This window comes from Psychrobacter fozii (assembly GCF_003217155.1).
In the GTDB taxonomy this organism is placed as follows: Bacteria; Pseudomonadota; Gammaproteobacteria; order Pseudomonadales; family Moraxellaceae; genus Psychrobacter; species Psychrobacter fozii.
Map to the genome: position 1 here is coordinate 57,385 of NZ_QJSU01000008.1, position 16,347 is coordinate 73,731.

The window sequence follows — 16,347 nt, forward strand, 5'->3', positions numbered from 1 at the left end:
CTTGTACCAATACCATTTGTATATTTATATCATAAAAAATAATAGGAATTTATATGTCTACTGCTGAAACTGATGCTCAAATCATCAATGCTGATATGCCAGACGTGCCACCGCAAGCACCGAGTAAAATCAACCTAAAGGACTATAAAAAACCAAGCTTTGATGTCGAAACGGTTGATTTGAATATAAAGTTGTTTGAAGAGTTTGCGCAGGTAGACAGTACGCTAAAAATGGTACGTCAAACGGCAGGAGATATCGTATTATTTGGTGAAGCGTTAGAGTTGATTTCTATTAGTGTGAATGGCGAGATACTGACTGCTGAGCATTACCAGCAAGACGATGACAAGCTGACAATATCGAATGCACCTGATGAGGTTGTTTTAGAGATTCAAGTTCGCATCTGTCCGCAGACCAATACTGCCCTTGAAGGTCTATATATGGCAGGTAGTGGTGACGATACCATGTTTGTCACCCAGTGTGAGCCTGAAGGCTTTCGCAAGATTACCTTTTATCCAGATCGTCCCGATGTGCTAGCGATATTTACCACACGTCTAGAAGCAGATAAGCGCTACCCAACGTTATTGGCCAATGGTAATTTGGTTGAGTTTGGTGAGTTGGTAAATGCGCCAGACCGCCATTATGCAATCTGGCATGATCCGACTAACAAACCAAGCTATCTGTTTGCCTGTGTCGTCGCTGACTTAGACGTATTGACAGACTCTTATACGACGAGCGAAGGTCGAGATGTTAAGCTTGAAGTGTATGCCAAGTCTGCCGATATCGATAAATGCGATGTTGGTATGCAAGCGCTAAAAGATGCCATGGAGTGGGATGAGGTCAATTATGGCCGACCATACGATTTAGATCGTTATATGATCGTTGCGGTTAGCCAATTTAATATGGGCGCGATGGAAAACAAAGGTCTAAATATCTTTAATACGGCCTGCGTATTGTCTAGCCCAGAGACAACGACTGACTCACGTAGCTTCAGTGTGAAAGCTATCATCGCCCATGAGTATTTTCATAATTGGACAGGCAATCGCATCACCTGTCGTGACTGGTTCCAACTGTGTCTAAAAGAAGGTTTTACTGTTTACCGTGACCAATCGTTCTCAGCAGATCAGCAGTCGCGTGCTGTACAGCGTATCGATGATGTCGCTACATTGCGCGCGCATCAGTTTGCAGAAGATGCAGGGCCGCTTGCACATCCTGTACGTCCTGAGAGTTTCGTTGAGATCAATAACTTTTATACGACGACTGTCTATGAGAAAGGCGCTGAAATTGTCCGTATGATTGCGAATACGTTAGGGCCTGATGATTTCCGCAAGGGTACTGACGAGTATTTTCGCCGTTATGATGGGCAAGCTGTGACCGTTGAAGACTTCTTATCTGCGCTGAGTATCACTGATAGCAAGATTGAAAACTTCATAGATTGGTATCGTCAGCCAGGCACGCCAGTGGTCTCTGGCCATCAAAGCTATGATAGAGCTGCGCAGACATTAACCATTACGCTTAGTCAGCAAACTCGCCATGTCAGTGGTTTTTCTGCACCAAAACCATTACCTATTCCGGTAGCGACGGCACTGTTTGATCAAGACTCTGGCGACATCATCGCCGAGCGTATGTTATTGCTCGATCAAGCAACGCAATCATTTACCTTTGAAAACGTGTCTAGTGAGCCAGTAGTCTCGTTGCTGCGTGATTTCAGTGCGCCAGTACAGCTTAATTATGATTATCAAGATGAAGACTTGGCATTCTTGCTTAAGCATGAAACCAATGGTTTTAACCGCTGGCAAGTAACGCAGATGCTCGTCAATCGTATCCTGCTACAAGGTCAAGGATCGAAGAGCAGTCCTCAAGTCTATCTAAGCGCACTGGCTCAGACATTACCTGAATTGGCAGCTGAAGATGCGATGTTGGCAGCACGTTTGCTCGATATTCCATCAGCACAAGAGTTGGCGTCTGCGATTCACAAAGATTACGATCCAGCATTGGTGAAAGCGCAACGTGAAGGCTTGTATCAATTGGTAGCAGATACCTTAAAAGATCAGTGGGCAGTGCTTTATAAACAGCTACCGATGCAGTCTTATAAAGACAGCCCTGAGGCACGTGGTACTCGTGCGCTACGTAATGTGGTGTTAGACATGGCATTAACGGCCAAAATTGAAGATGCAGCAGTATGGGCACAGCAGCAGTATGACAATGCTAGCTGTATGACAGAGCGTTTCGGTGCACTAAAAGTGATGGTCAATCATCAAGTAGCAAGTGCTGATGCTTATTTAGCCGATTTTTATGAGCGCTTTAACAGCAATGATTTGGTTATCGACTTATGGTTTAGTGTGCAAGCGTCCGCTGATACTGTCACGGCTGATACTATCGAGTCGTTGATTGCTCATACTGATTTTGATTGGAATACGCCCAACCGTGTACGCTCGGTCATCAGTGCCTTTACGTCACAGCCAACAGCGCTGTGGACAGCAGAAGGGTTGAGTCTTTATACAGGCGTGATCAAAAAGCTAGATGATGCCAATCCTGTTTTGGCCTCGCGTTTGTTGCAAGTGCTGGCACGTTGGAATACATTGGCCGAATCGCATCGCCAGATGGCGCATGATCAGTTGCTTGAGTTGCAGAAGCAAGTCTCATCTAAGCATGTGCTTGAGAGTTTAAATAGTGTGTTAGGTGCAGCGAGCGAGTAGGTTAAATGACCTTTTGACTGAATTGAAAGCATAAAAAAATCCCGTCCAACATTACTATGTCGGACGGGATTTTTTATGCTTGGCTTATAGCAATTGACTATAAGACAATGACGACTAGCGGTTAGGCAATACGTCTTTTACCATGTCACGTAAGTTGTGTAGCGCAACGACGGTACTGTCCCAATCTAAACAACCATCAGTAATAGATTTGCCATATTCAAGCTGGCTCAAATCAGCAGTCAGTTTTTGATTGCCGCCTTTTAGGTGACTCTCAATCATCATACCGATGATAGATTTGTTGCCGTTCTGAATTTGTTCAGCGACGTTTTTGATGACCATCGGCTGTAGATATGGGTCTTTACCTGAGTTGGCATGACTTGAGTCAATCATAATCTTGCTACTGGTTTTGCCTGCCGCCAGCGCATCTTCAACTTCAGAGACAGCTGTTTGATCATAGTTAGGTTTGCCATTACCGCCACGCAATACCACGTGCGCGTAAGGGTTGCCCTTAGATTTGATGATGGAGACTTTGCCATCTGATGATAGACCTAAGAAGCTATGACCTGCTTTTACTGCTTGCATAGCGTTGACTGCGACGGTCATACCGCCATCGGTACCATTTTTAAAACCAACTGGGCATGATAGACCAGAGCTCATCTCGCGGTGAGTTTGGCTCTCAGTGGTACGTGCGCCAATCGCTGACCAGCTAATCAAATCCTGCATGTACTGCGGCGTGTTTGGATCCAATGCTTCAGTGGCACAAGGTAAGCCTTTTTCGTTCAGATCAATCAGTAGTTTACGGGCCGTACGTAGACCTTTTTCAATATCGAAGCTGTCGTTCATATCAGGGTCATTAATCATACCTTTCCAGCCGACAGTGGTACGCGGCTTTTCAAAATACACGCGCATCACAACGAAAACGCTGTCTTCGATTTCTTTTGCCAATATGGCTAAGCGATCGGCATATTCGTGAGCGGCTTTGATATCATGGATAGAGCAAGGGCCGATGACCACAAATAAGCGTTTGTCTTTACCATCCAAGATGTCTTGGATAGTATTACGGCCTTTTAAAACCGTGTCATACGCTTTCTCTGACAAAGGCAGCTCAGTTTTGAGCTCGTTTGGAGTGATTAGGGGGATGAATTGTTCAATGTTCACGTCATCAATATCTGCATTATGGGTAGCTGGTGTCGTCATGATTATATCGTCTAGCTAATTTATAGGAATAATCATTATGCGGACAAAACGGGCTGTTGACAAGGGTAGTCGGCGAGTTTATTGACTCATAACTGGAATGATAAAAACAAAACTTAGTTATACTTGTTTATTATCAGTCTTGTGTTGAGTGTAATAGACGTAAGATTTCTGCTTAATATTCTTATCCATAATGAAAAATTGACCGAAATTTTAAGTCATTTTTCATAGGTATATCACGCTACTTTTATCAGCTAACTTAGCTATTTATATCATCGTCACGTATGATGACAACATAAACGATAGGACGCTAAAATAGTGCGTGTTGAGAATACTCATTAATCATCGTATTTTAGTGTAGATTTCCCAAGTATTATTTCATAATAATTATTTTTTATTCTTTATAACATTGTGTTTTTTAATATCGAGAGCTTGTCATGACAGATTTTTCTACGCCTGATAAACATACTGAACTCACAGAGCAGACGCCTGAGTTAAAATCGACGCCATTAGTGATAGGTATCGTCGCAGGTGAAGTATCAGGTGACAGTTTGGGTGCAGATTTTATGCAACAAATGAACAACTTGCGTGATGATATTGTTTGGGTAGGTGTGGGCGGTAGCATGATGGAGGCGCAGGGGCTACAAAGTATTTTTCCTTTGTCGCGTCTGGCAGTCATGGGGTTGGTAGAGGTGATGGGCCAACTGCCTGATTTACTCAAAGCCCGTCGTGAGCTGTTGAGCGCATTCAAAGCCGCTAATATTGATTGGTTCATCGGTATTGATGCCCCTGATTTCAACCTTAGAGTCTCTAAAAAGCTAAAGCCAAAAGGCGTGTTTTGTGTACAGTATGTCAGTCCGTCTATTTGGGCATGGCGTGAGTCACGGATTCATAATATTAAAGCGGCGACCAATCTGGTGCTGTGCTTATTTCCTTTTGAGCTACCTGTTTATGAACGCCATAATCACCCGGCGATATGTGTCGGTCATCCGCTCTTACGCACCATTGATCAGACATTACTAGAGACACCGATTAATCAGCGCCGCAGCGAATTAGTTTGGCACAACGATGGTTTGCAGCAGTTCTTTATTGAGCGATTTGATGACGTCAGCCAACTTATTTGTGTGATGCCAGGTTCTAGACGCGGAGAGATAACCGCTATTTTACCGTTGATGCTAGACGGTATTCAAAGGCTAATACTATTAGATCCAAAGCTGTGTTTTATCATTCCAACAGTAGATCAGAATCATCAATATATCGTGCAAGATGTGATTGATCAACGCTCAGAGCAGCTGCGCGCCGCGATAGTCGTGGTATATGATGACAGCCAACCGACATTTAGCCAGCAGGCCATGGCTGCATCTGACATCGTTATGTTAGCATCGGGTACGGCAACGTTAGAGGCGATGCTACTAGAGCGCCCGATGGTCGTGGTTTATCAATTAAACAAGCTCACCTATCAGATAGCCAAACGCTTGGTAAAAGTGCCGTATGTGGCGCTGCCTAATATTTTGGCGGGTACGGCCATCGTCCCTGAGCTGATTCAAGAGCAGGCAAGCGGGGATAATATTTGCCGTACGCTCATGCGATTACTGCAACCGCGGGCCTATGCTGAGCAGTTAAAAGACCTCGTCGCCACCAAACGGTCATTAGAACAGCAAAGTAACCATGACCCAGCCAATAGTGTGGTTGAGCAATGGTTTATTCAAAAAGACCATAAAGCATAATACTGCGGATTAACGCACGCTACATTTCCACTATTTTGATAAAAAGACACCGCATCGCTATGAGTAAACAGCACAGTACCGACAGCTCAATGACACCAATTAAAGTGAGTATCGAGAGCATTGATATTAAAGGTCAATATATCCAATTGGCAGCCCCCATTCATTTGTCCGGGCGACTCAATGTCTCTGAGCTTCTCACTCAATATTCAGTAGATAGACAGCAAGATTTAACACAGCCAATGCTACAGATTGGCATCGATGAAGCAGGGCGTGGGCCTTTGCTCGGTAGCGTCAATGTTGCCGCTGCGATATTGCCTGCCGCTTGGTCAGGACTGATTGAGGAACAACCACTCACAGGTACGCCGCTATCTATATTGACAGACTCTAAGCAGTTGAGTGAAAAAAAGCGTGACATTCTTTATCCGTTGGTGAAGCAATATGCAATCGGCTATGTCATCGCTGACATACCCGCAGCAGTGATTGATCAGGTCAATATATTGCAAGCGACCATGCTAGGGATGCGCCTATGTACCGAAACATTGATAGAAGTAGTTGCTCAACAGTTTGCCATGGCCTGTGAAATGACAGCAGATGCTGTTAAACCGTTACAAGTTGAAGTATTGTTCGATGGCAATCGTTGTCCAGAGTTGGACTTTGCTAAGCTTGCTAAATGTGGGGTCGAACAGGCTAATATCGACTGCCAAGCATGGGTGAAGGGCGACGCTCGTCATACTAGTATTGCCGCGGGCAGTATCTTAGCAAAAGTAAGCCGTGATGAAGCCATGTATGCGCTTGATACACAGCACCCAGAATACGGAATTGCCAAACATAAAGGCTATCCAACGCGTGCACATATGGAAGCGATTGACACCTATGGCGTATTATCTGAGCACAGGCGTAGCTTTGCACCTGTTAGAAAGGCGCTAGAAAGCTAATGGAGGCGTATTGAAAAGGGCAGTAAATTTGACCGTCATACTGTCCCTATAAAATAGCCTAAGCATAAAATATATTATCGTTGGAATGCAAAAAGCCACCTACTTATTTATAAGCAGGTGGCTTTTTGCTCTTGTAATTTAACCACTATAAAGTTTAAATGGTCAAAAATACTTAGAACGATGAGTTCGGCTGCTGCAGAAATACTTCTTCCTCGTAAGTTGACTCACGATCTAACGTGTTATTGCGATGAGGATAACGGCCAAACTGTTCAATGATATTCTTATGGCGATGCTCAAAATCTAAAGTGTACGCATCATCCAATTGTTCAAATAATGGCAGATAGCGCTCGTGGATGACTGCCGATTCAGAGTGCATAAACGGCATGATAATGAACTTACGCCATGCCATTGGTAGCGTATCAAAATACGGTTGCTGGCTGGCTTCTTGTGCTAAAGCGACTGCCATACCATCTTGAGAAAAAGCGCCGACTTGCCCGCGGCATAAGTTACGTGAGAATTGATCCAATACGATAATTTCTGCCAAGCGTCCAGCCAAAGCCGTGATTGAGCTATTACTGTCTAATGATGACTCTGAAAGTCGCCAAGTCGCACATTCACCCTGTTTGGCTGCTTGCCAGATATCGCCAAATTTATTTTTTATTTGTCTATCAAAATTATCATTTTGTGCAAACCAATATTGCTCATTGTTTGTATCAAACCAAAAGTCCAATACGGCCCGCGCATTAGGATCTAGATGGGCCAGATCAATATTTTTTGGATCCAATTGAGCCGAGTTGGCTTGACTGGACGAGGTGGAGTAGTCGGTTGAAAGTGCCATAAACTATTCTAATCATGATAAATTTAGTCTACTATAGCGAAAAATATTATTCGCTACTGTTATCAAATGCTATCGGGTGCACCATCATGAATACATCGTCTGCCAATCCAACTTTTACCAAATCTACCAGCCAGTCTATCAACGTGCCAACGCCGTACTACTTACTCGATGAAGCGGCCATCCTTGCCAATATGCAAATCATTGCACGACTGTGCGAGCTGTCTGGTGCAAAGGCATTATTAGCACTGAAATGCTTTGCCACATGGGGCGTGTTCGATATTATGCAGCCGTATTTACATGGTACTACCTCATCGTCACTGAATGAAGTCCGTCTGGGCTATGAGACTTTTGGCAATAATGATGATGCGAGTAGCAAAGACAAAAAAGAAACGCATGCCTACAGCGTGGCATATAGTGCAAACGAGATTCCCGAGGTATTAAAATACGCGGATAAAATCATCTTTAACTCTATCTCGCAGCTTAATGCTTTTGGTGAGCAGGCACGTGCACAAGACATTCCTGTCGGCCTGCGTCTAAACCCAAAAACCAGTAACTCGTCGTTTATTATCGCTGATCCGGCCCGTCCTTTTAGCCGTTTGGGTGAGCATGATAAAGATAAAATCACCGCGGTACTGGGTGACATTACTGGCGTTATGATTCATAACAACTGTGAAAATGACAGCTTTGAAGCGTTTAGTGAAAGTCTGGCAGATATTGAAAATAGATTTGGCGATATCCTTGCGCAATTAGAGTGGGTAAGCTTAGGTGGTGGTATCCACTTTATCGCGCCTGATTATCCACTCGAAAAACTTGCTGAAAGATTAAAAGGATTTAGCGAACAATATGGCGTGCAAGTCTATCTTGAGCCAGGTGAGGCGAGCATTCATGGTGCTGGCTCGCTAGTCACGACCGTACTAGATACCATGCACAATGAAAAGCATCTTGCCGTGGTTGATGCGTCTATCGAGGCGCACATGCTTGATCTACTGATTTACCGCGAGTCAGCACCTATTTCCGCCATCAATAATACAGCAATGGATATCGCTCCTATTGGTCATTCAGTGATTGAGACATCAGAACCTATTCTCGACAGTGAGGTAGATAGTACGCTCATTTATGGTCGTTCTTGTTTGGCAGGGGATATTTTTGGTGAGTACGACTTGCCGAGTAACTTACAGATAGGCGATCAGATTACCTTTGGTAATGCCGCAGGTTATACCATGGTGAAGAAAAACTGGTTCAATGGCGTCAACATGCCAGCTATCGTCATTCGTCGTCTTGACGGCTCGATTGATGTACAGCGTGAATTTGATTATCAGGATTATAAGGCCAGCTTGTCTTAATATTCAGAATTGAGTATTAGCCTCATATTTACATTGTTAATAAGATTGATGTTTATTCATGAATTTTTGCCAAAAAGAGATTAAAAAATTGTTATAATCGCCTCGGGCAAATATCCATTGGTAAAAAATGGCATTTGCCCGACGGGTGCGTGGGTTTTCCTCGGTCTTCCTTTTTAATTCACGCATATCATTCACTCGTTTCTGTTTTGCATAGCCGCTATCAATGGTATCGACAGGGACACAAAGGAGGATTGTTCATTGAACACAAACCAACAAGCTACAACCAACAAAAAAGACGTGCTCATCATTGGAGCAGGCGGTGTCGCTCAAGTGGTTGCGCATAAATGTGCAATGCATAATGACGTGCTTGGCAATATTCATATTGCGTCGCGCACGGTAGATAAGTGTGATGCCATCGCTCAAAGTGTGCAAGAGAAAGGCAGCTTCAAGCAGCCAGCGACTTTGTATACGCACCAAATCGATGCCATGGATATCCCTGCGCTGATACAGCTGATAAAAGAAACAGGCATCCAAATCGTCATCAACGTTGGCTCACCTTTTTTGAATATGAGTGTGCTAGAAGCTTGTATCGAAACAGAAGTTGCTTATATTGATACGGCTATTCACGAAGATCCTCGTAAGATCTGTGAGACGCCGCCATGGTATAACAACTATGAGTGGAAGCGTAAGCAGCGCTGTGCCGACAATAAAATCACCGCTATCTTAGGTGCAGGATTCGATCCTGGTATGGTCAACGCTTATGCGCGTCTTGGCTATGACATGATGGATGCAGGCTCGGTCACAGACATTGATATTATCGATATCAATGCTGGTAGCCATGGCAAATATTTCGCCACTAATTTTGATCCTGAGATTAATTTCCGCGAATTTACAGGTACGGTTTACTCTTGGCAAGATCGTAAGTGGCAGTCAAACAAAATGTTTGAAGTGAAGCGTACGGATGATTTGCCTGTGGTTGGTATGCAAAACAGCTACCTAAGCGGACATGATGAGATTCACTCGTTATCAGCCAACTTAGACGTGCCAAACATTCGCTTTTGGATGGGTTTTGGTGAGCACTATATCAATGTCTTTACTGTGCTTCAAAGCTTAGGTTTGTTGTCTGAGCAGCCTGTTATGACGGCTGAAGGGCAAGAAGTCATTCCGCTAAAAGTGGTGAAAGCCGTACTACCAGATCCAAGTTCTTTAGCAGCAGAATATACTGGTAAGACTTGTATCGGTGACAAGGTTAAAGGCAAGATAGATGGCGTGGATAGCGAAGTATTTATCTACAATGTTTCTGACCATAAAGAAGCCTTTGAAGCCATGGGCAGCCAAGGTATTTCTTATACTGCGGGTGTGCCACCTGTCGCGGCCGCTATGCTTGTTGCTACCGGTGAATGGGACGCAGGCAAGATGGTCAACGTCGAAGAGCTTGATGCCAAGCCACTTATCAATCTATTGAATAAGATTGGTTTGCCAACTCGTATCAAAGACGAGAATGGCGATAGAGCGCTTGAGTTTGATATCTAGTTAGTCGTAATCTGTATCCGAAAGCCCCTCTGACTCACTATTGAGTCAGAGGGGCTTTTTTTTGTTTTTACAGAATTTTAGGTTCAAAGGTTTGTAAGAGTGTTAAGCCGTCATTAGGTATTCAATTTATAAATACTTAAATGATAATGATTTACAATATCATTAATAATGAAAATAAGGTAGTATTTCAGCTTTGTATCATTTGCTAGGGTGTGTCTTCATTTTAAAAATGATGATCAAAATAAGATAAATTGCAGTCAAACGAGGAAAATAGCACAGATAATATCGGGATATTAACCAGATATTTGACGATGTTTGGCAAAATTTAGCTATTTTTAGCCCATTTAGAGGGCACTCGTTTGAATTGATGACACGCCCTAACATCTTGTAACGGCGGAGGTTAGATGTTTGTCAGTGAATAGAATAAGGAGCAATGAATGACATACACACGTTTTTTCTCTAATAAATGGGCTATAGCAGGATTTACTTGTTTGTTATATTCGAAATCATTTTCGGCATTTGGTTCGGAGATACCAGTGTTAAAAGTGGGAAATCCTGTGAAGGGTGAGCTAAGTTATTCCAACAGCGAGAGTATCAAGCCACAGCCACAGCCACAGCCACAGTCTAAGTCATTAGATATCAAAGTACCCTGTGACAAGGGTGACTATCTGGCCGGATATGTTGACAGTGGTGATAATACGATGACGATGGATATCATCGATGCCACAGGAAAATTATCGCGCCGTTTGATTGACCATAAAACTGGCAAGCAAAAATTCTATTCAGTGGCCGAAAACTGCGCAGAGATATGGCGACTGTCTGGCATAGGTGAATATCAGATAGTGCTTGAACAACGTGTCAGTTTAGCGGAGCAGGATTTAGAAGGTTCTTTAGAAAGTCATTTAGAAAGTTCTAATGCGCTACTCAGTCCAAAAGTATCGGCATTACGTGAATCACTGCAAAAAGGACAAAGTAGTGATGGTTTTTGGGCAAATGTAGAAGCATTAGGTACGCCGCTTATCGAAGAGACACCTTCGGGCACCTTGATGACGTTTTTGGCGCGAGGCGACTATCGTAATATCAAGCTAATGGGTGGCCCGTCCAATAATCATGATGCATTGCAACGATTGGCGGACTCTGATACATGGTACAAAAGCTTTATTGTGCCAAACAACACGCATTTATCTTATCAAATAGCACCCAATGTGCCTCAACTACCATTGTCTGGGCGTGCCCGTAGAATTGCCATAAAAGCTGTGGCTCAGGCAGATCCTTATAATCATCATCCATGGCCTCATTCAGCAATTGATAAGTACGCGACAAAATCAACTGTCACATTGAAAGATGCACCAAAAAATCCTTGGTTAGATGTGCAAAAAGAAACCCCCAAAGGCGAGCTTTCTACTTTTAAATTCACCAGTAGCATATTAGATAATACCCGAGACATCACTATCTATTCTCCTGCTATTGATGACAGCCAGAACAATAGAGACGATGCGGTGTTGTTGTATATCTTTGATGCCGAGTCATATATCGATACGGTTGGATTGCCAACGATATTAGATAATTTAATCGAAGAAGGTGAGATTCCACCGGTGACGGCGGTGTTTATCAGTAATCCTGATGGTGATGCTCGTGCGCGTGAATTGCCTGCCAATCCTGTATTTGCAGATGTATTGGCCAATGAGCTGGTGCCGCAAGTAAATAAACGGTTGCCAGTAGCGATACCAAAGGATAGAACGGTCATTGCAGGGTCGAGCTATGGCGGATTGGCTGCCACGACTATCGCACTACGTCATCCTGATATATTTGGCAATGTTATCTCTATGTCTGGTTCTTTTTGGTGGAAGCCAGAAGATCAGGCAGCAGATGATAAGCATTTTGTAGCGTCTGAAGTCATAAGAATGGATAAGGCACCCGTTCGTTTCTTTATGAGTGCTGGCGTGTTTGAAACAGCTCGTGGGGAAAGTAGTAGCAATGGTATATTGGGAACCAATCGTCATCTGCGTGATGTGTTATTGGCAAAAGGATATTACGCTCGTTATGAAGAGTATGGTGCAGGGCATGATTACTTTTCTTGGCGAGGAATAATAGCAGATGGTTTGATATCGCTGTTTGGGTCTAAGGAATGAAGTTGTATTTCTATTTTATGGAACCTAGCGGTTATGGCAGGATAGCTGCTATTATTGTAGCTATATTTTTATCTCGATATATGTTCTGTTTTTTCAATACATGCTAAGATTGCGATGTATTTTTTTAACTATTAATACTCTAAGGATAGATTAGCCTATGAAATCTAGGTCTAGATTAATGCTAGAGAAGTCTGTTGCAGCTATGCTTTCAGCCATAGAAATATATAATAAACCTGACTTTAAATATCGTGAGGAGACATTTTCTGTTTTATGTATTAATTCATGGGAGCTTCTATTAAAAGCTAAAGTACTTAATCTAGCTAGTAACAAAATGACATCACTGTATATGATGGAGTTTAGAACATTAACGAGTGGGAAAAAATCTAAAGTTCTTCGACCCAAGCGAAATAGGTCAGGTAACGAAATGTCTATTAATCTATTCGAAGCATATAGGGTTGTCACTGAAGATTATGGTGTAAAGATTGATAGAGCAGTAAGTGACAATCTTATAGCACTTACTGAAATTAGAGATAATTCAATCCATTTTGTTAACAATGACCTTCTTTTATCGATGAAGGTTCAGGAATTAGGAAGCGCCTCACTTCAAAACTATCTTCATTTAGTATCTACGTGGTTCGGTGACATTTTAGCGCAATATAATTTTTACTTGATGCCTTTATCTTTTTTTAGAAATTTTGATGATGCTCCTGGAGTGGCATTGAATTCAAGTGAAAAGAAAGTTTTAGATTATATAAAAAACTCAGAATCTCAGTATGACGATAGCGAGATAAGTGATTACAATCTTACGCTGAGAATTGAAGTGAAATTTCAAAAAGTCAAAAGCACTTCTGGATTACCTGTTCAGCTTACCAATGATCCAACTGCTACGACAATAATGTTATCTGAAGAGGATATGGCTGATAAATATCCTTGGGATTATGATACTTTAAGTACACGATTAACGAAAAGATATTCTGATTTCAAAATGAATGCTAAGTACCATAGAGTTCGTAGAGAATTAGAAGAGGATAAACGGTATGCGTATTTGAGGGTTTTAAATCCTTTAAATCCAGAAGGTGGAATAAAGAAGCTTTTCAATCCCAATATTCAGAAAGAATTTGATAAGCATTACACTAAGATTAAGGCATAATCTAGAACTATGCCTTTAATCGTTCACAGAAAAAGTCTAATAATTAGCTTTCACTAGGATTATATTCTCTCAACGCTGCAATACGATCATCCAACGTTGGGTGCGAGCGGAATAGGTTTGCAATACTAAAGCCTTGAGTTTGCCCAGACGAGATTGCAAACGCTTTCATACTCTCTGGCATTTGGTCGGGACGCTGTGCAGAAGGACGTAACGCATCAAGCGCACTGATCATCTTTTCGCGGCTGGCCAATTTTGCGCCCATTTGATCGGCACGAAACTCACGTAAGCGTGAGAACCACATCACGATGGCAGACGCCAAAAACCCAAGCAGGATATCCATCACGATACTGGTGATAAAATAACCAATACCTGGACGATTACTGGTGTTTTTGAAAACGGTACGGTCAACGAAACTGCCTATAATGCGTGCAAAGAACATCACAAAAGCGTTTACCACGCCTTGAATGAGAGCAAGCGTGATCATATCGCCATTGGCCACATGACCAATCTCATGCGCCAATACGGCCTCGACCTCATCTTGATTCATATTCTGTAGTAGGCCAGACGATACTGCCACCAGCGCTTTATTCTTATTCCAGCCAGTCGCAAAAGCGTTTGGCTGAGAATTATTAAAAATACCAACCTCAGGCATGCCGATATTTACCGCCCGTGCTTGTCTGGCTACCGTATCGACCAGCCATTGCTCAGTCGCGTTGCGTGGAGATTCTATCACTACTGTACCAGTTGATCTCTTAGCCATCCATTTTGACAGAAATAGCGAGATCATCGAGCCAACCATACCGTAGATACCACACATAATGGCAAGGCTGACATAGTTCAGCCCACCTGCACCGTGCACACCACCAATTCCAAAAAACCTCGACAATATACCAAACACAATGCTAAATACCACAATCACTGCTAAGTTGGTTAATAAAAATAATCCAATACGCATCATGACGCTAACTTCCTATGTAAAGTGTCGGTATGGCCTCGATAGAGCACTCTCTAAGAGGTTTGTTTGCTATAGTCAAGTCCATATAAATCCGCTACATCGTCATCCTCGCTAAGCATACTAATGTATCACTTGCACTCAGCTTCCTTGTATCAAAATTATTTGAATTCAACTATATAATAGATTTTACGGTAATTCTGACTGTCATGTCATTTTAATCAGGGTATATTGGATAATGACAATGGTGCTCACATCGACTATCGAATAGGTGGTCTTACATACTATTGTAAACAAAAGCATGTATGGCGATTGATTTAATTATTATAAATTGGAGTGATTATTATGGCGAACCGTAGTTATCTGTATTCGACCAACACTATCCCCGAACCAAATCAAGATGATAGCAGCCGTGTGCTAACTGGTATTTCAGAATATAATTATGATATTCCAATCGTCTTTAAAATTTTACTCTCTGGTAATCCGCAAGCCTGTCTATCAGTAATTTGGGACAACCCTGAAAAGATTGCTCTCATTGGGGATTATGCAAGCGGTGTGCAAAACCTTGAAGCATTCTTAGCAGGTATCACGTTACCTGCTGCTCAAGCTCCAATTGCAGAGGCGCTTGAATTTTTAAAAATGCCTAAGAACCAAAGTCAGTATTTTATTTTGGAGTGTGGCGAGATTTTTGAGATGAGTGAGACGCCAGTAGAAGCGCAAAATCTGGCACTTCTCAATCAAGTGCAGAACCTTCAGCCTGAGATAGAGGCCGCATATCAGTCACTGTTATTGCCTGCGCCAGTAGTGAGCGACCAGCCTAAACCTATTGGCTTCTGGGCAAAACTATTCGGTCGTCGCTCAACACCGCCAAAAGCATTGTCCGCGAATAACCCAGAACAAGCTATCTACGATCTCGGCCTTGGACTTTGGTCAAATATTCTGTATTTTGACTTCTCTGGAGAGGATGATGACCAAGACTAATCTCTAAAAACTTATAAAATTGAGAATATAAAATGCAGCTAGAAATAAATGTCATCGATGCTTTCACTGATAGCGTTTTTAAGGGTAATTCAGCAGCAGTTATTATCACAGAAAGTTGGTTGTCCGATGAGCTGATGCAATCTATTGCGATGGAAAACAACTTATCAGAAACGGCATTTCTAGTTTTAGATAAAGCGGACGATGCAGATATCTACCATATCCGTTGGTTTTCACCATTCACTGAGATTGCTTTTTGCGGGCATGCAACCTTGGCGTCTGCCTTTGTGTTATTTAAGAAAAATCCTACTATAAAATCCGTTAAACTTTCAGCCAAAGCCGTTGGCATTTTGACCGTTGTGCAAACAGACACTGGTAAAATACAAATGGACTTCCCAAACAGAAAGCCTGAAAAGATTACCGACATTCCTCAGGAGTTGTTGGCAGGTCTTTCAGTTGCTCCGGTTGACGTTTATCGTAATGAGCAAGCATATTTCGTGATTTATCATTCTGAAGCTGATGTACTAAATGTAGAACGTGATAATGAAAAGTTAAAGCAGCTAGCGCCTTTAGATGTGGTGGTGACATGTCAATCTGAATCAGATGACTATAAAAATTACGATTTTATTTCGAGATATTTTTGGCCTGCCAATGGTGGCGATGAAGACCCTGTGACAGGATCGGCGCATACAGGTTTAGCGCCATTGTGGGCTGAGCGTTTGGAGAAAAATGAATTGGTTGCTTATCAAGCCTCCAGTCGCGGTGGGGTACTCGATTGCGTGATTGTAGAGGATAGGGTGCTGGTCTCTGGTAATGCCGTACAGTATTTGACTGGATTTATCACGATTGAAGAGTAGTGGGTGAGGAGG

General features: G+C 42.6%; 12 protein-coding genes. 9 read left to right on the top strand and 3 right to left on the bottom strand.

The annotated features are described in order from the left end of the window. Positions 1 to 53: 53 nt before the first annotated feature. A complete protein-coding gene (pepN, locus tag DFP82_RS10875; protein WP_110923757.1) occupies positions 54 to 2,696 on the top strand; it encodes an aminopeptidase N in 2,643 nt (880 codons plus the stop codon). A gap of 114 nt (positions 2,697 to 2,810) precedes the next feature. On the opposite strand, the gene DFP82_RS10880 is transcribed toward pepN, so the two are convergent. After that, entirely contained in the window at positions 2,811 to 3,893 is a 1,083-nt protein-coding gene (locus DFP82_RS10880) for a 3-deoxy-7-phosphoheptulonate synthase (protein ID WP_110923758.1), read from the bottom strand. A 434-nt stretch (positions 3,894 to 4,327) separates the two neighbouring features. Here DFP82_RS10880 and lpxB point away from each other — a divergent pair, with 434 nt between their 5' ends. Further along, positions 4,328 to 5,617: a lipid-A-disaccharide synthase gene (lpxB, locus tag DFP82_RS10885; RefSeq protein WP_110923759.1), complete on the top strand. Its 1,290-nt coding sequence runs from the start codon at positions 4,328 to 4,330 to the stop codon at positions 5,615 to 5,617. A 59-nt stretch (positions 5,618 to 5,676) separates the two neighbouring features. Next, positions 5,677 to 6,552, top strand: coding sequence for a ribonuclease HII (locus DFP82_RS10890; RefSeq protein WP_110923760.1), 876 nt, complete (start codon positions 5,677 to 5,679; stop codon positions 6,550 to 6,552). A 172-nt stretch (positions 6,553 to 6,724) separates the two neighbouring features. Here the strand turns inward: DFP82_RS10890 and DFP82_RS10895 are convergent, their stop codons facing one another. Beyond that, entirely contained in the window at positions 6,725 to 7,390 is a 666-nt protein-coding gene (locus DFP82_RS10895; protein ID WP_110923761.1) for a DUF924 family protein, read from the bottom strand. Between the two features lie 86 nt (positions 7,391 to 7,476). Between DFP82_RS10895 and DFP82_RS10900 the strand changes: the two genes are divergently transcribed. From DFP82_RS10900 to DFP82_RS10915, 4 genes are all read left to right on the top strand, one after another. After that, a complete protein-coding gene (locus DFP82_RS10900) occupies positions 7,477 to 8,733 on the top strand; it encodes a carboxynorspermidine decarboxylase (protein WP_110923854.1) in 1,257 nt (418 codons plus the stop codon). Positions 8,734 to 8,991: 258 nt separating this feature from the next. After that, a complete protein-coding gene (locus tag DFP82_RS10905) occupies positions 8,992 to 10,266 on the top strand; it encodes a saccharopine dehydrogenase family protein (protein WP_110923762.1) in 1,275 nt (424 codons plus the stop codon). Positions 10,267 to 10,703: 437 nt separating this feature from the next. Then, complete coding sequence (locus tag DFP82_RS10910; protein WP_110923763.1) at positions 10,704 to 12,398, top strand: alpha/beta hydrolase-fold protein; 1,695 nt, start codon at positions 10,704 to 10,706, stop codon at positions 12,396 to 12,398. 157 nt (positions 12,399 to 12,555) lie between these two features. Next, positions 12,556 to 13,548 (top strand): DUF3644 domain-containing protein, encoded by a 993-nt coding sequence (locus tag DFP82_RS10915; RefSeq protein ID WP_110923764.1) that lies wholly within the window; start codon positions 12,556 to 12,558, stop codon positions 13,546 to 13,548. A gap of 43 nt (positions 13,549 to 13,591) precedes the next feature. Here the strand turns inward: DFP82_RS10915 and htpX are convergent, their stop codons facing one another. After that, positions 13,592 to 14,506 carry a protease HtpX gene (htpX, locus tag DFP82_RS10920; protein ID WP_110923765.1) on the bottom strand — a complete coding sequence of 305 codons (915 nt, stop codon included), beginning with the start codon at positions 14,504 to 14,506 and terminating at the stop codon, positions 13,592 to 13,594. A gap of 339 nt (positions 14,507 to 14,845) precedes the next feature. Between htpX and DFP82_RS10925 the strand changes: the two genes are divergently transcribed. Then, a complete protein-coding gene (locus DFP82_RS10925; protein ID WP_110923766.1) occupies positions 14,846 to 15,481 on the top strand; it encodes a DUF7822 domain-containing protein in 636 nt (211 codons plus the stop codon). Between the two features lie 32 nt (positions 15,482 to 15,513). Then, complete coding sequence (locus DFP82_RS10930) at positions 15,514 to 16,335, top strand: PhzF family phenazine biosynthesis protein (RefSeq protein ID WP_110923767.1); 822 nt, start codon at positions 15,514 to 15,516, stop codon at positions 16,333 to 16,335. Positions 16,336 to 16,347 lie beyond the last annotated feature (12 nt).

Bases quoted from the DNA above. Each gene is read 5' to 3' on its own strand.
- DFP82_RS10910 (WP_110923763.1), top strand. From the start codon at position 10,704: ATGACATACACACGTTTTTTCTCTAATAAATGGGCTATAGCAGGATTT.
- DFP82_RS10930 (WP_110923767.1), top strand. From the start codon at position 15,514: ATGCAGCTAGAAATAAATGTCATCGATGCTTTCACTGATAGCGTTTTT.
- DFP82_RS10880 (WP_110923758.1), bottom strand. From the start codon at position 3,893: ATGACGACACCAGCTACCCATAATGCAGATATTGATGACGTGAACATT.
- DFP82_RS10890 (WP_110923760.1), top strand. From the start codon at position 5,677: ATGAGTAAACAGCACAGTACCGACAGCTCAATGACACCAATTAAAGTG.
- DFP82_RS10915 (WP_110923764.1), top strand. From the start codon at position 12,556: ATGAAATCTAGGTCTAGATTAATGCTAGAGAAGTCTGTTGCAGCTATG.
- DFP82_RS10895 (WP_110923761.1), bottom strand. From the start codon at position 7,390: ATGGCACTTTCAACCGACTACTCCACCTCGTCCAGTCAAGCCAACTCG.
- lpxB (WP_110923759.1), top strand. From the start codon at position 4,328: ATGACAGATTTTTCTACGCCTGATAAACATACTGAACTCACAGAGCAG.
- DFP82_RS10900 (WP_110923854.1), top strand. From the start codon at position 7,477: ATGAATACATCGTCTGCCAATCCAACTTTTACCAAATCTACCAGCCAG.
- DFP82_RS10925 (WP_110923766.1), top strand. From the start codon at position 14,846: ATGGCGAACCGTAGTTATCTGTATTCGACCAACACTATCCCCGAACCA.
- pepN (WP_110923757.1), top strand. From the start codon at position 54: ATGTCTACTGCTGAAACTGATGCTCAAATCATCAATGCTGATATGCCA.
- htpX (WP_110923765.1), bottom strand. From the start codon at position 14,506: ATGATGCGTATTGGATTATTTTTATTAACCAACTTAGCAGTGATTGTG.